Source organism: Thermogemmatispora tikiterensis (assembly GCF_003268475.1).
GTDB lineage: Bacteria > Chloroflexota > Ktedonobacteria > Ktedonobacterales > Ktedonobacteraceae > Thermogemmatispora > Thermogemmatispora tikiterensis.
Genome location: NZ_MCIF01000002.1, coordinates 2,323,573 through 2,337,970, shown reverse-complemented (window position 1 = coordinate 2,337,970; position 14,398 = coordinate 2,323,573). Strand labels below are relative to the sequence as shown.

Genomic DNA, 14,398 nt, shown 5'->3' with positions numbered 1-14,398 from the left:
GCAGCACACTGCTCGCTGCCGTTCGGGGCCGGCCAGCCCTGCAAGGGCGATGAGGAGGAGGATGGTGAGACCGCTCTCCGGTAGGGACTGGATGCTGGTCGCTGGAGATGCCTGTTGTCGGCCACACAGACAGACGCTCACTCCCTCGTCAGGCAGGGATCAGGCGATCACAATGCGGAGGAGTATCCCAGAAGATCATGAGCGAAGCGGAGCGGGCTGACCTGCTGTTGCAGATCTATTATTATATGCGCCTCACCCGCGCTATGGAGGATCGTACGCGCACCCTCTTTCTGCAGGGGCGCATTGTCGGCGGGGTCTATACGGCGCAGGGTCATGAGGCGACGACCGTCGGGGCGGCGATGACGCTGCGCGATGGGGACTGCATTGTACCGCAGCACCGGGATCTGGGCATGCATCTGGTACGGGGAGTCTCGCCACGCGCTGTGATGTGCCAGTGGTTGGCACGCGGCAATGCTCCGACGCTGGGACGCGACGGCCAATTGCACATTGGCGATATGCATCATGGGGTTGTCCCTATGATCAGTATGCTGGGCGAGTCGCTGCCGGTGGCCTGCGGCGTAGCCCTGGTTATGAAGATGCGCCGCCGTTCAACGGTGGTGCTGGCTAGCTGTGGCGATGGGGCGACCAGCACCGGGGCCTTTCACGAGGCCCTCAATTTTGCCTCGGTGCAACGATTGCCCGTGGTCTTTCTGATCGAGAATAATGGCTATGCCTATTCGACGCCGACCGCCAAGCAGTTTGCCATCGAGCAGCTCGCCCAGCGAGCGCTGGCCTATGGCATGCCTGGCGAGAGTGTCGACGGTAATGACGTGCTGGCGGTGATGGAGGCAGTGGGAAGGGCAGTGGCTCATGCGCGCAGTGGCCAGGGGCCAGCCCTCGTCGAGTGTCGTACGTTCCGCGTCCGAGGTCACTCCGAGGCTGATAAGGCCGACTATGTGCCGCCAGCTCTGCGCCAGGAGTGGCTCACCAGGGATCCCATCAAACGCTTTGAGGAATATTTGACGGCTCAAGGACTGCTGAGCGCGGAGCGCCGCCGGGAGATCGAGGCCCGGGTGCGGGCCGTGGTCGATGACGCTGTGGCCTTTGCCGAGGCCAGTCCCCCGCCCGATCCGGCGACCGTGGCCGACTATGTCTTTGCTCCCGATGGCCCGATCGCTATCGTCGGCGAGCCGGGTGCGACCGATCCACGCTATGTCAATGCCCTGGATACGCGCACCGGGAGGCCTTTCTGCACGATGAGTCAAGTAGAGGAGGCTGTTACTCAGCTATGACTGCGGTAACCTATCTGGAAGCGATCAGCCAGGCGATTCGCGAAGAGATGCGGCGCGACGAGTCGGTCTTCCTCCTTGGCGAGGATGTAGGCACCTACGGCGGGGCCTTCAAGGTGAGCGCCGGCTTTCTAGAAGAATTCGGCCCGGAGCGGGTGATCGATACGCCAATGTCTGAGACGGCGATCATTGGCTCGGCGGTGGGGGCGGCCCTGATGGGAATGCGCCCGATCGCTGAAATGCAGTATATCGATTTTATCACCTGCGGCTTCGATCAGATTGTGAACATGGCCTGTAAAATGTACTGGCGCTCCGGCATCCCCTTGCCGCTGGTGATTCGTGGTCCGGCAGGCGGCGGCACGCATGGGGGCCCTTTTCATTCGGCCAGTCCAGAAGCCTGGTTCTTCCATACGCCCGGAATTAAGGTGGTAATGCCAGCCACCGCCTACGATGCCAAGGGCCTGCTGAAGGCGGCGATCCGCGATAACAATCCTGTCCTGTATCTGGAGCATAAGCTGCTCTATCGCCTGCCGGAGCTGCGCGAAGAGCTACCCAGTGAGGACTACATTGTACCGCTGGGAAAGGCCATTATCCGTCGCCACGGTCGGCATATGACAATGCTGACCTATGGGGCAATGGTTCATCAGTGTCTCAAGGCTGCCGAGCAACTCGCCACTGAGGACGGTCTGGCGGTCGAGGTCGTCGATCTGCGCAGCCTGACTCCTCTCGATCGGGAGACGATCAAGGAATCGGTCAAGCGGACCAATAAGGTGCTGATTGTGCATGAGGATACGCTGACCGGTGGCGTGGGGGCTGAGCTGGCGGCTCTGCTGGCTGAGGAGTTGTTTGACTATCTTGATGGCCCGATTATGCGAGTGGCCGCTCCCGACGCTCCCTATCCTTATGCCCCTCCTCTAGAGATGGCCTACTTGCCTGGCGTGGAGCGCATTGTGGCCGTCGCGCGCCAGCTCGCTGCTTACTAGTTTGGCGAGACCCGTTCTTTAGTTATTGAGGGCGGGGTGGGCACACGAGTAAGTGAGTGGGTGAGTGAGTTCGTGAAGCCGGAGAAGCGTAAAAGGAGAAAGGGAGAGCAATTCGCTCCCCTCTGAAAGGAAACTGATGGAGTAATTGTTTGCGAGGAGTGGACTATGCCAACGCCGGTGAAATTCCCCCGTCTCGGCGAGTCAGTTGCAGAAGGAACCGTCGCTGCCTGGCTCAAGCGCGAAGGCGATTATGTGGAAAAGGATGAGGCTCTGGCCGAGGTAGTGACTGACAAGGTCAATGCTGAACTTCCTTCGCCCGTCGCTGGTCGGCTGGTCAAAATCCTGGTGCCAGCTGATCAGACAGTACCAGTCGGGACCGCCATCGCTCTCATTGAGGAGGAAGGGGCTGTGGCGGAGGTCGCAGAGGAAGCGAGTGCCAGCCAGAGTAGTCGTGCAGCCGCAGCTCTGGCGACGCCCGCAGTTGAGCAGGTAACTTCTGCAGCTGCAGTGCAGCGTGGCACCTCAGCTCTCTCCGTAGAGGCTGAGGCCGTGACGGCGGAGCCACACGATGGCCAGCAGCCTGGCGAACGTGAGCGTCAGCGTATTTCGCCCCTGGCGCGGCGCCTTGCTCGCGAGCATGGCATCGACCTGAACGAGATCAAGGGCACGGGCATTGGGGGACGGGTACGCAAAGAAGACATCCTGGCTTATCTGGAACAGCGTCAGCTCAGCGCGCAGACGGTTCAGGCACCCGCTGCGGCTGTGACTGCTCAGCCCGGTCCTGTCTCCACCGCTGTCGTCAGCACGGCGGCAGGTGCTGCCAGGGGACCGGAGCCAGTGGCTGTCGGTCCCGATGAGGAGGTCATCGTTCCCGATCGCATGCGCCTGGCCATCGCTGAACACATGGTGCGTAGCAAGCGGACCGCTCCCCATGCTACCACCGTTGTCGAGGTCGATATGACCGCCATTGCGCGCTGGCTGGAGCGTAACAAAGAGGAGTTCAAGAGGCGCGAGGGCTACAGTATCAGCTACGTGCCCTTCGTCATGAAAGCGGTCTGTGAAGGTATTCGGAAGGTGCCGCTGATCAACTCCAGCTGGACTGAGGATAACCGCATCATTGTCAAGAAGCGCATCCATCTTGGGGTGGCGGTTGCTACCGATAGCGGCCTGGTGGTGCCTACCATTCACGATGCCGACCAGTACACCATTGCCGGCCTGGCGCGGCGTCTCAATGAAGTAGCGCAGCGGGCGCGCAGCAACCGTCTGACGGTGCAGGACCTGCAGGGGAGCACCTTCGTGGTTAATAATCCCGGCACCTTTGGTACAATACTATCGGTACCGATTATCAATCAGCCCCATGCGGCCATTCTTAGCATGGATGCCGTGGTCAAGCGCCCGGTAGTGACAGAGGACGACGCCATTGCCATTCGTTACATGATGTATCTCTGTCTCTCCTTTGACCATCGTATCCTCGATGGGGCTGGAGCCGCTACCTTCCTGCAGGCCGTGCGAGCCAAGCTGCAGAGCTACGGATCGGAGATCGATGTCTATTAAAGGTGCCACTGGTGGAGCAAGGGGGTGAGGAGAGAGGGAGAGTGGCGATGTGGTAATCCGGTAATGCGCGATCGAACCTGGTAGGCGAGGCCAAAGCTGGCAAACAAGGGCCAGTTGGCCAGCCGACCAGGAAGCCAGCGAAGCGAAGCCAAGAGAGGAAGTAGAGGAACGATCATGGCGACCATTATCCCTGAGCGCCGCCCCTCGTGGTTACGTGTGCGCCCGCCCGAGGGAGAGGGCTATGAGGAGATCAAGCGGCTCATGCGCAGCAAAGCGCTGCACACCGTCTGCGAGGAGGCGCGCTGTCCCAACATCCGCGAATGCTGGGGACATGGCACGGCCACCTTTATGATCCTGGGGCGCATCTGCACCCGCAGCTGTGGTTTCTGTGCCGTTGAGACGGGGCGTCCCCTGGGAGTAGACTGGGAAGAGCCGAAGCGTGTAGCGGAGGCCGTGCGACAGATGGGGCTACGCTATGCCGTAGTGACCTCAGTGAATCGCGACGAGCTGAAAGACGGAGGGGCCTCCATCTTTGCCGCAACCATTCGCTGGATTCGGCGTCTCAATCCTGGCTGCAAAGTGGAGGTGCTCACGCCCGATTTCAAGGGAGACTACGATGCGCTCAAGGTGGTGATGGACGCCAAACCCGATGTCTTCAACCACAATGTAGAGACGGTCCCGCGCCTCTACCGTCGTGTGCGGCCCCAGGCGGTCTACCAGCGCTCGCTGCAGGTTCTCAAATGGGCGAAGGAGCTAAATCCGGCAGCTCCGACCAAGTCCGGCTTCATGCTTGGCCTTGGCGAAAGCTGGGACGAGGTGCTGGAGGTCATGCGCGATTTACGCGCTCATGACGTGGATATCCTCACCATTGGTCAGTACCTGCGTCCCTCTTTCCAGCATCTGCCGATCCAGCGCTATGTGCCGCTGGAAGAGTTTGCTGCGCTCAAAGAGGAAGGAAAGAAGATGGGCTTCCGTCATGTAGAGTCCGGCCCCTTTGTGCGCAGCTCCTATCATGCTCACGAGCAGGCCGAGGAGGCTCTAGGGTGAGCGTGCCAGGGCGGGGCTGGCTCAGGCCCGGAGACGATGCTCCTAGAGGCAGAGCGCGCTCTGGGGCGCGCGCTAGACTTCGACCGAGGAGGGGAAGCTGCTCATGAATGCACGGCTCAACGGCGTCCAAATCGCCTATGACGATCATGGGGCAGGTCTGCCTGTGCTCTTTCTGCATGCTTTCCCACTGAATCGCCGCATGTGGCAGGGCGAGATGGAGGGACTCCTGCGGGAAGGCCGCTATCGCCTGGTCGCTCTTGACTGGCGCGGCTTCGGCGAGAGCGAGATTGATCGTGAGATCCTGACGATGGAGACGCTGGCTGACGATGTGGCGGCGCTGATGGACTGGCTGGGTATGGATGGGGCTGTCCTCTGTGGCCTGTCGATGGGGGGCTATGTGGCCTTTGCCTTTCTGCGCAAGTATCCGCAGCGTGTCCGCGGTCTGATTCTGGCCGATACGCGACCAGAGCCTGACAGTGAGGAAGGGAAGGCCAATCGCGAGCAGTTGGCGCGTCTGGCCGAAACCCGGGGAGTTGAAGCGGTGGCCGATCTCCAGATCCCACGCCTCCTCTCTGAAGAGACGCGCCGTCAGCGGCCCGAGGTCGAGGCCCAGGTGCGCCGCTTGATTGCGGCGGCGACGCCGCGGGGCATTGCCGCGGCCTCACGTGGTATGGCTCAGCGTGCTGATGCCCGTGAGCTATTGCCTACCATTCGCTGTCCAGTGCTGGTCGTTGTGGGCGAGCTGGATCAGCTTTCTCCGCCCTCCCTGGCCCGGGAATACGCGGCGCGCATTCCGCAGGCCCAGCTGCAAGTGATTCCGCGGGCTGCGCATCTCTCCAATTTGGAGCAGCCGCAGGCTTTCCTTGATACCGTTAGCGCTTTCCTGCGCTCCTCAATTCCGGCTCTGTGAGCAGGCAAGGGGGAAGGGTGATCCCTCCTCTGGGGCAGAGGACCTGAGTGCGGATCAGTGGAGCCAGAGCGCTGGGTTTGAGGAATAGGGGGAGGTAGGCTGTAGGCGGGCGAGGCAGGCGAGGGAGTCTCCGGCGGCAGTCGCTGGCGCACTCCTGCCTTTGATGGACGGCGCGTCTGCCAGCTAGCGCTAGTGGCTGGTAGAGGTGATTTATTGGTTGTGCTCTATGGTAAGGGGAAAACAAGAAGAAGCAATGGATGATGATTGTGATCGGGGTGAAGGCCATCACCCGATTGTGCTGGTTGTGGATGATAATCCGGCCATTCGTGACATGGTAGCCTGGGCGCTGGAGCTGGATGGCTATGAGCCAGCGGAGGCTGCTGAAGGTCAAGAGGCGCTGGCCTGGGTCGATAATGCGGTGCGCGAGGGGCGCTATCCTTCCGTGATCCTGCTCGACCTCGCCATGCCGGGTATGGATGGCGAGACCTTCTTGCAGCGCCTGCGCTCGCAATGGGAGCCGGCTTATCCTTTTCCTCAAATTGTGGTCATCACCGCCGGAACCGGCTTGACCACTGCTGCCGCTTTAGATGTGCAGCAGGTCATTGTCAAGCCCTTTCACGTGCGAGACCTGCTCGATGTCATTCGCCGTCTCACTGTCTGAGGGGGCAACAACAGCCAGCGGGAGCAGGCTGTCCCGTTCAGGGATAGGTTTTTGGGCACAGTCAAGCGGCGGTTCGCGCTCGTGCGCGCGCCCGACGCTTCTGTTCTCGTTTGCGTTCTCGCCGACGGAGTTCAGAAGATCGCGGTAGTTTCCGGGGAACTGTGATGGTCTGAGGCCACGCTTGGGGCAAGAGCCTGCCACAGGGCAAGACCGAAGCCGTGAAGAGTGTGGCCACTAGCCCCAAGCGTCCACGTACGGCACAACTTAACCGGCGTGGCGGCGGCTGACCCGCTGGCCGTTTGCGCCGACGAGCAATATGCGTGGCAGGCAAATCTGCGTAGGCAAGGACCGTAGTGGGGTTTATTTACACGCTGCCAGTTGGTGTTGCAGATCAGTGAGAGATATCTTCACCGCGGGCTGAGGTTGTCCTGGTCCAGGCTCATTGGGGGAGCCAGCTTGCTGGAGGGTGACTATCCCGTGCTCATCGACAGGGAAGGCGTCATAGACCTCAAGCCATGTGCCCACTTTACCTTTGCCAGCTGGCTGAATTCCAGGGCCAAAGACGATGACATAGTGACCGGTGTCCTGAAGTTGGGGAAAAGGATCAAGCCACAACTGATCCTGCTGCACCTGCCCGCCGACTGTGACGAACTCCTGCGTAGGCTGCTGGCGCAGATCCCGCAACACCTTCATGGTTCCGAAGCGAACTGGCGTATAAATGCGGTACCCCTGTGCCACAATCGTCTCTGGGAGAGACATGTGCGGAGCTGCCGCCGCGATATGTGGCCTCAAGCCATCAGGAGTGTTCCAGTGACTCTTTCCATGAGTAATATTTTTGACTTCTGCCGTCAGAATAGCTGCACACATACTCTGTGGCGTAGTGAACTCATAGCGATCAGCGTGCAGGTGCAAATTGAGAGGCGCGTACGCCTGATCGCTGGGTACAGAAGTCTGTGATGGTGTCGTTTGACAAGCTGACAGCGCACCTATCAGCAAGAAGACAAGGACTGCAAACAAACGTGGAAATGGGGAACGCATGACCTGTGCCTCCTTCTACTCCGCTGGAATTCTGCCGTTATACTGTGTTTCCAGCCCATTAATGTCATCTGGTTGCAACGCATAATAGGTGGTTGCTCCTTGACGCATGACTGCCGGGTTATGAGCGGTATGTCCTAATCCTTCCATGTGCCCCGTTTCATGGGTGGATACTTTTCGCCCATCTGCTTGTGTATCGGAAAAGGTTAAGGTATTGTTCCACGTGATCCACTGAGTGGAATTGAAGAGGGTGTAATTCCCTTGCATGATCGCATAGTATTGCGAGCTATGCTGGGCACTACCTATGGTTCCATAGGGCGTCTCTCCATAGATTGCATACCCTAAATTGCCAATGGCATAGCTTGTTTGATACACACAGCTGTCATTACTACACGTATAGAGATAGGGGTTGAGTGCTGGGGCAGCATTAAAGTCGCTGGCTGCGCGGTTAATCGCCGTGATAAAATTATATCCCCCAACATTATTCAGCGAGGTAGGAACGTAGGTATAGACGATGGAACTGTTGCCGTTGGGCTCAGGCCAATACAAACAGGGGGTCGATGAAGTCAATCCGCACTGGTAGTCGTTCGGGTTCGTATCCCAGTTGTTTTCTCTCCAGGTCCAGGCAAAAGCTGGCTGAAATACGAGCACGAAACAGACTATCGACAAGAAAAACGCGAGGAGAACCTTCCGAATTGAGAAGAACCTTCTTACTATGGATCGCCCTCAACTTCCTTCATGATCTGCCTGAAATCAAAGCCGAATATTGACTATTGCCAATATAACGTGCTCTGCGGTAGTTTGTCAAGAGTTGTGTAAAATCTCGGTGTCTGATTGCTTGCTTAATGAGACGGGCATGGTCGGTTTGTTGAAACGCAAACTGCGAATGACCGCATGAAACAGCAGGAAACAGCTTCCTTCAGGGCGAAACGCCGCTCCATGACATTGCTGGTGCGAATGGTTTTCCAGTGCTCCTTTGGAAAGGCATAAAAGGCCAGACAAGCCTCCAGATCCCGCTGCAAGCAGGCGATGGCGCTAGGATAGACCTTCTCATACTTGGCGATAAAAGCCGCTACAGACTGACTACTCGCTTTTCGATCTTTCTAGGAGAACAAAGCTTTCAATTTATCTTTGATCGCTTCCTGTCGCTTGCTGGGCACATAGCTGAGCACATCGTCCATTTTGTGAACCACACAGCGCTGACGAGCGGAGTCTGGAAACTTCTTGGCAATCGCATTGAGCATGCTCTGGTTGAACGTGAAAGCTGTGGATTTCTCCGAGTTCTCAGAGGGGCATATGGTGTTCAAACAGGCATACATGCGAAATCTCGCCAGGGCCTCCTTCACGTATACCTGTCGTATCTTTGAGGATAAAAACAGCTTTTTCAGACTACCTGGCCAGCCTCTCAGGCTCCATTTTTGATCTAGTGGATAGGAAAGGTAGACGTAAACGAGGTCTCGGCGAGGTTTCTATATGCCCTGAAAAACCTATACCTGAAAGGCGGGCTGTCCTCCTTGCGGCGCAAAGACGGCAAAGGTATGAAAGGTCTGATCTCCTATCTCCTCCCTCGCCCAGGTGGCAGGAGCCTGGCTCAGGCTCCTGCCACCGCCGGTTAGGCCTCGTCTGAGCCAGGGAATCAATAGGCACAATGTCCTCCTCTGGTGGTGAGCAGATTCCTATCCCAGCCCGCCAGCACAGTGCCCCTCTCACCGTCCTTTTTCTTTGTCATTCCATTGATGAGGGCGACAGCCTGTCCTCTCGCTGCTCGGTAGCACTGGATTGGAGCAGGAGACGATAGGGCCGCGAGAGACGCTGGATGAGAAGAGCAACAGGAGGAGAATGTGAGCGTCCAGTTGCTGGTAGGCCGAGGCCAAGGTTGCTGCGCCTGGCGAGGCGATCAAGCAGCCAGGTTAGTACGAGGGGGAGAAGCCAGGCGCAGGGGCCGCGCAGATAAGCCAGCTTGAAGCCGGGCAGGAAGGGCATAAAGGCCCCGTGCAAAGCCCAGGCGTAGGAGCCATAGAGCATCAGCATCGTCAGGCTGAGCAGGCGAAAAGGCAGGGGCCGCCGCAGAGTGGCCGCCCCACGCCAGCGCACAAGCGTCAATGGCCAGCGCCTACTCGCGCCGCTCGCTTCGAGCAGGGCATAGAGACCGAAGAAGGTGACCAGGTACCAGGGCCAGAACCAGGGGGTGCCGATGGCGCAGTAGAGCAACCAGACCAACGCCAGCCACTGGATCAGGCCACCAGGGGTTCTGATGCGCCAGGAGTGGCGTAACGCCCGCCAGCAGAGCCAGAAATAGCAGAGAGCAAAGATGCCCATGCTCAGCGTATGCGTAAGGCGCTCGCCCGGCGAGCCGATAATCGGGATTGTCACCTCGAAATGCGAGACAATTGCCGCATTATAGAATTGCCCAAGAAATTCAGCGATTGTATTGATATTTCGTGATGCAGAGGGATTGACGCGTAAGACGTCTAGGACGGCACCGCTATCCCAGAAAGGCGCATAGAGCAGCACGATGCAGCCGATGTAGAGTCCCAGGCAGAAGGCAATCTGGCGCAACGGTACTCCTCGGCCCCAGAGCAGCAAGAGCAGCCCTGGAAAGAGCAGGACCGTGTTGATCTTCAGGCAGGCTGCCAGGGCGAAGAGGATGGTAACCAGAGAGTAGAGGAGCAGGACCGGCTTCCCGCGCACAAGGAGCCAGAGGGCGAGTAAGATTAAGAAAAGCAGAGTGCTATCATTGTGGGCGTTAACAGCCGCCTCGAAGAGCAGGAGCGGATTCCAGGCGAAAGCCAGTGTCGCCAGAGCACGCCGGCGCTGCCCGGGCTGATCCTCAGCGTGTGCCGGCTGCAAGTAGCCGCTGATAGACCAGATCAGGAGGGTCGAACCCAGGTGCGTGGCCAGGCCGAGGAGGCGCAGCAATAACAAAGGAAGAAGCAGATTGTTAGCTCCAGCTAGCGGCAGCGCCAGCCACTGCAAGAAACAGGTGATGGCGGCCCAGGTTGGCCCATAGGCTGAAGGTTGATCGATCCAGTAGAGATAAGGATAAGTTGCGTCATATTGAATTTGAGTTGGAAGTGTGGTAAGAGGGTTGAGATGATAAATAACCCCCATCCGTGCATAGATCAGGTAGGAAAAAAGATCTGGAGAGGTAACAACGGGAAAAAGCGCGTAGAACAGGCCCAGAGCTACCGTTGAGAGCATGACATGACGACGGGAGATAAGGGCAGGTAGCCTGGCCAGGGCGTAGAGGTAAAGGAGGAAGAGGGTTGTCAGGACTGTCAGGAACAGGATGATCTCAAGCCAGGCCAGCGGGGGCGAAGGGATCGCCGGGTCGATGGGCACTGGCTGCAGCGGAGTGATACTCCAGTTAGGGAAGAGTGCCTGGGTTGGCAAGAGCGACCAGGTGCCGGCCCGTGAGAGCAGCGCATCGTTGAACCAGAGGCCGCTCAGAGGGAGCACGGCATCCAGGAGCACGATGGCCAGGATCATCCCCCCAAAAACAGCCAGAAGAAGAAACCGCTGGCTCCTGTGCGGTCTCTCTGGCGATTGTGAAAGGCCTTCTTCCTTGAACTCCTGTTGAGCGATGACATCTGCTTCCGCCGTTTTTTGCTCAAGTGGCAATTCTACATTTCTCATCCCTATGCTTGCTACCCATCTATCACAGCTGATGCTGATATAGCACTGGCAGATGGCCGCGTGCCTGCGCAAAGGAAGGCCCCGCGGGCAGGGCCTTCCTGGAGAGCGAGAGGCACAGCTTCCAACTTTCTTGAACGATTGATAGTTTCGCGCGGTGACGGACCGGGCCAGATTCCTGTCGGGAGCCATCTTCAGCAAACATATAGCTCTTCTTGAGGACATCTTGAGCTTTCTCTGCTAGCATGACTGGTATAACCCGGAAAACATCCTGCCTGTTTTTGCAGAGTACGCACGGGAGCGACCTGGCTTATGGAAGAAGCAGCAAGCTATGAAGAACCGCACTGGCCCCCTTCTGCCGAACAGAGCGAGCCACAGCCGACGACATCTGCCGCAAACGCAGCACCAGCCTCGGCACGGCTGCCCCGGCGCCGTCTCCTTGGACTGGCGGGGATCGGCCTGGGTGCAGCGGGGCTAGTGGTTGGAGGCGTCACCCTGGAACAGTTCTGGCAGCATAGCCACTCAACCGGTGCCCAGGCTGACCAGCAGCTCATCGGTCACTTGCTGAGGCGTGCAGGTTTTGGCGCTGGACCCGAGGAGCTAGCACTCTATCGCAATCTGGGCTTCTCCGCTGCGGTCGATCGTTTGCTGAACTACCAGCAAGTGCCCGACGATGAGATGGAACAGCGTCTGGCGGCTCTCAAACTCAATCTCGATCGCCCGCAGGATCAGCAGCGCTGGTGGCTTCTGCGCATGGCCTGGACGCAGCGTCCGCTGCTGGAAAAAATGACCCTCTTCTGGCATGGGGTGCTTACCAGCAGCTTTCGCAAAGTCGGTGGTCCGCGCTTCTATCGGCGCATGATCATCCAGAACCAGTTTTTACGCGAACACGCCTTTGATACCTTTGATAGCATTCTGCTGGGGATCACCAGAGATCCGGCTATGCTCTTCTATCTCGACCTCACCAAGAGCACGCGCAACATCCCCAATGAGAACTATGCCCGCGAGCTGATGGAGCTATTCACCATCGGGTTAGGTCACTACACTCAACAAGACGTCACCGAAGGCGCGGCGGCCCTCAGCGGCTGGCATGTTCGGGGCTTCTCCTCTTATTACAATCCTGCCACTCACAGCGACCGCATCAAGCATTTTCTGGGGCATAGCGGTAACCTTGATTATCGAGACGTCATCAGGATCCTGGCCAATCATCCCGCTGCCCCCTGGTTTCTGGCGCGCAAGCTCTTTAGCTTCTTTGTCTACGAGAACCCGAGTGAGGAAGACCTCCAGCCGCTCGTCACGGCTTATCAGCAGAGCAACCATAATATTGGGGCGGTCATGCGGGCTCTCCTGCTTTCGCCGCAGTTCGCCTCGGCGAAGGCCTATCGCAGCCGACTCAAGTCGCCAGTTGAATTCGCTGTTGGCGCCTATCGAGCTTTGGGCCTCCAGGACGATGGCAGTCTCCTGCCGCAGTTCACCACGCTCATGGGTCAGACCCTCTTTGATCCCCCCAACGTTGGTGGCTGGCCTGGCGACAAGGTCAGCGCTTTCTGGCTCAATAGTGGCACATGGATGACGCGCCTCAATTACGTCGATCTCCTCCTGCGACGTGGCCTGGGACGTGGCGTTGTCCATCCACTCAATCTGCAATCTCTGATCGAGAAAAACCGTATCGCCTCGCCCGAAGCTTTTGTAGACTACTTTGCGGCTTTCCTGCTTGATGGGCAGCTAGCCGGCGATCGACGGGACCAGCTTGTCAGCTATCTCACTATGCCAGCGACAGGGCGGCAGGAGAGCGTAACCTTTGCCAATGGTAAGTCCTACCCGCTCAGCCGTGTAAGGGGCGCGCTCTATCTGCTCCTGGCCTCGCCAGAGTATCAGCTTAACTAGATTGGAGGAAGCAGATGCCCAACAGGGCTGCGGTTATGGCCTGCTGGGGACCTGCTTGAAACGGGAGGAAGAACAATGGCCCTTTCTCGTCGTGCACTGATCAAAGATGGTATGCTCGTCGTGAGCGCCGGCATGGTCATGCCCTCTGTCTTCAGTCGTGCTCTGCTTTCGGCGCGCGCGCAGGCCCGCGAAGGGGTGCGCCTGGCCCAGGCGGCTAGCGAGCGCACCCTGATCGTCGTTCAGCTGGCCGGCGGCAACGATGGCCTCAACACCGTCATTCCCTATACAGACACTCACTATTACCAGATGCGTCCCACACTGGCCATCAAGGAGGCTCAGGTACTCCCGCTTGATCAGCGACTGGGCTTACATCCTGAAATGGCGGGCTTCAAAAAGCTCTGGGATGCTGGCCACCTGGCCGTCGTCGAGGGAGTTGGCTATCCCAATCAAAGCCTCTCGCACTTCCAGGCGATGGACATCTGGCAGACCCTCGATCTCAGCGGCAACGGACGCGAGGGCTGGCTGGGCAAGCTCGTGGCTGGGCTGGTCGACCAGGAAGGTCACCCCTTTAAAGCGCTGGAGATCGGCAGCCAGACCGCACTCGCTCTCTCCTCACTTACCACCCAGGTTCCAACGCTCTCCAGCCTCAACTCCTATCGCCTCAGCGTTGACCCAGCCGATCACGATGGTGGAGCCTCGCGCCTGCAGGCCCTGCTCAAGCTCTACAATTCCTATCCGCGTACCGCCCCTTATGCCGCGCTTCTGGAGGCTACTGCCCTCGATGCCCAGCAGAGTGCCCAACGCCTGCATCAAGTGGCCAACAGCTACAAGCCTGCCGTGACCTATCCCCAGGGTCCATTTGCCGAGGGACTCAAGATTCTGGCGGAAGTCATCGTGAACGATCTGGGCCTGCGCGTTGGCTACATTACCCTGGGCGGCTTTGATACCCATGCCAACCAGGAGGAGACCCATGCTCAACTTGTCAAAACGCTTGCCGATGGCCTCTATGCCTTCTACACAGATCTCGCTTTGCACGGCAAGGCTGATCAGGTGGTGGTCATGACCTGGTCCGAGTTTGGGCGGCGTGTCGAGGAAAATGGCGGCCTGGGCACTGATCATGGAACAGCGGCACCGATGTTCATTATTGGCAGCGCTGTCAATCGTGGCATTTTTGGAGAACCACCCTCACTGACGAATCTTGACGATAATGGGAATCTAAAATACACAGTTGACTTCCGCTCAGTCTATGCTACCGTCTTAGAGCGCTGGATGGGAGCCTCGGCGCGCGATGTGTTGGGAGGCTCTTTTGGCACTCAGAATTTCCTCGCGGCTTCCTGATCCTGACCCTGACCCATCAGGTGTTATTCTGTTTGCAGCTGGCTGCTTTTCCGACGGATGA

Annotated in this window: 11 protein-coding genes and 1 pseudogene; 8 read left to right on the top strand and 4 right to left on the bottom strand. The window is 58.4% G+C overall.

The genetic code is table 11. The features are described from left to right. Window positions 1-197: 197 nt before the first annotated feature. From A4R35_RS09445 to A4R35_RS09420, 6 genes are all read left to right on the top strand, one after another. Window positions 198-1,292: a thiamine pyrophosphate-dependent dehydrogenase E1 component subunit alpha gene (locus A4R35_RS09445; RefSeq protein WP_112428743.1), complete on the top strand. Its 1,095-nt coding sequence runs from the start codon at window positions 198-200 to the stop codon at window positions 1,290-1,292. Further along, complete coding sequence (locus A4R35_RS09440; protein ID WP_112428741.1) at window positions 1,289-2,272, top strand: alpha-ketoacid dehydrogenase subunit beta; 984 nt, start codon at window positions 1,289-1,291, stop codon at window positions 2,270-2,272. Before A4R35_RS09445 ends, A4R35_RS09440 begins: the two co-directional genes overlap by 4 nt. Window positions 2,273-2,437: 165 nt before the next feature. Next, the gene (locus A4R35_RS09435) at window positions 2,438-3,826 is read left to right on the top strand and encodes a dihydrolipoamide acetyltransferase family protein (protein ID WP_112428739.1); all 1,389 of its coding nucleotides are present in this window, start codon (window positions 2,438-2,440) and stop codon (window positions 3,824-3,826) included. A gap of 174 nt (window positions 3,827-4,000) precedes the next feature. Continuing rightward, window positions 4,001-4,873 carry a lipoyl synthase gene (lipA, locus tag A4R35_RS09430; RefSeq protein WP_112428737.1) on the top strand — a complete coding sequence of 291 codons (873 nt, stop codon included), beginning with the start codon at window positions 4,001-4,003 and terminating at the stop codon, window positions 4,871-4,873. 103 nt (window positions 4,874-4,976) lie between these two features. Next, window positions 4,977-5,783: an alpha/beta fold hydrolase gene (locus A4R35_RS09425; protein ID WP_112428735.1), complete on the top strand. Its 807-nt coding sequence runs from the start codon at window positions 4,977-4,979 to the stop codon at window positions 5,781-5,783. Window positions 5,784-6,036: 253 nt separating this feature from the next. Continuing rightward, complete coding sequence (locus A4R35_RS09420) at window positions 6,037-6,444, top strand: response regulator (RefSeq protein ID WP_052888010.1); 408 nt, start codon at window positions 6,037-6,039, stop codon at window positions 6,442-6,444. 360 nt (window positions 6,445-6,804) lie between these two features. On the opposite strand, the gene A4R35_RS23885 is transcribed toward A4R35_RS09420, so the two are convergent. The 4 genes and pseudogenes from A4R35_RS23885 to A4R35_RS09395 form a co-directional block, all read right to left on the bottom strand. Beyond that, on the bottom strand, window positions 6,805-7,203 hold the full coding sequence (locus A4R35_RS23885) for a hypothetical protein (protein ID WP_146747159.1): 399 nt from the start codon (window positions 7,201-7,203) through the stop codon (window positions 6,805-6,807). 294 nt (window positions 7,204-7,497) lie between these two features. Further along, window positions 7,498-8,130, bottom strand: coding sequence for a matrixin family metalloprotease (locus tag A4R35_RS09410; protein WP_146747158.1), 633 nt, complete (start codon window positions 8,128-8,130; stop codon window positions 7,498-7,500). Between the two features lie 191 nt (window positions 8,131-8,321). Further along, window positions 8,322-8,723 (bottom strand): annotated as a pseudogene (locus A4R35_RS25265) (transposase). 481 nt (window positions 8,724-9,204) lie between these two features. Next, entirely contained in the window at window positions 9,205-11,115 is a 1,911-nt protein-coding gene (locus A4R35_RS09395; protein ID WP_146747156.1) for a hypothetical protein, read from the bottom strand. A 309-nt stretch (window positions 11,116-11,424) separates the two neighbouring features. Here A4R35_RS09395 and A4R35_RS09390 point away from each other — a divergent pair, with 309 nt between their 5' ends. Then, a complete protein-coding gene (locus A4R35_RS09390) occupies window positions 11,425-12,999 on the top strand; it encodes a DUF1800 domain-containing protein (RefSeq protein WP_112428721.1) in 1,575 nt (524 codons plus the stop codon). 75 nt (window positions 13,000-13,074) lie between these two features. Beyond that, window positions 13,075-14,337: a DUF1501 domain-containing protein gene (locus A4R35_RS09385; protein ID WP_112428719.1), complete on the top strand. Its 1,263-nt coding sequence runs from the start codon at window positions 13,075-13,077 to the stop codon at window positions 14,335-14,337. The last annotated feature ends 61 nt before the right edge of the window (window positions 14,338-14,398 follow it).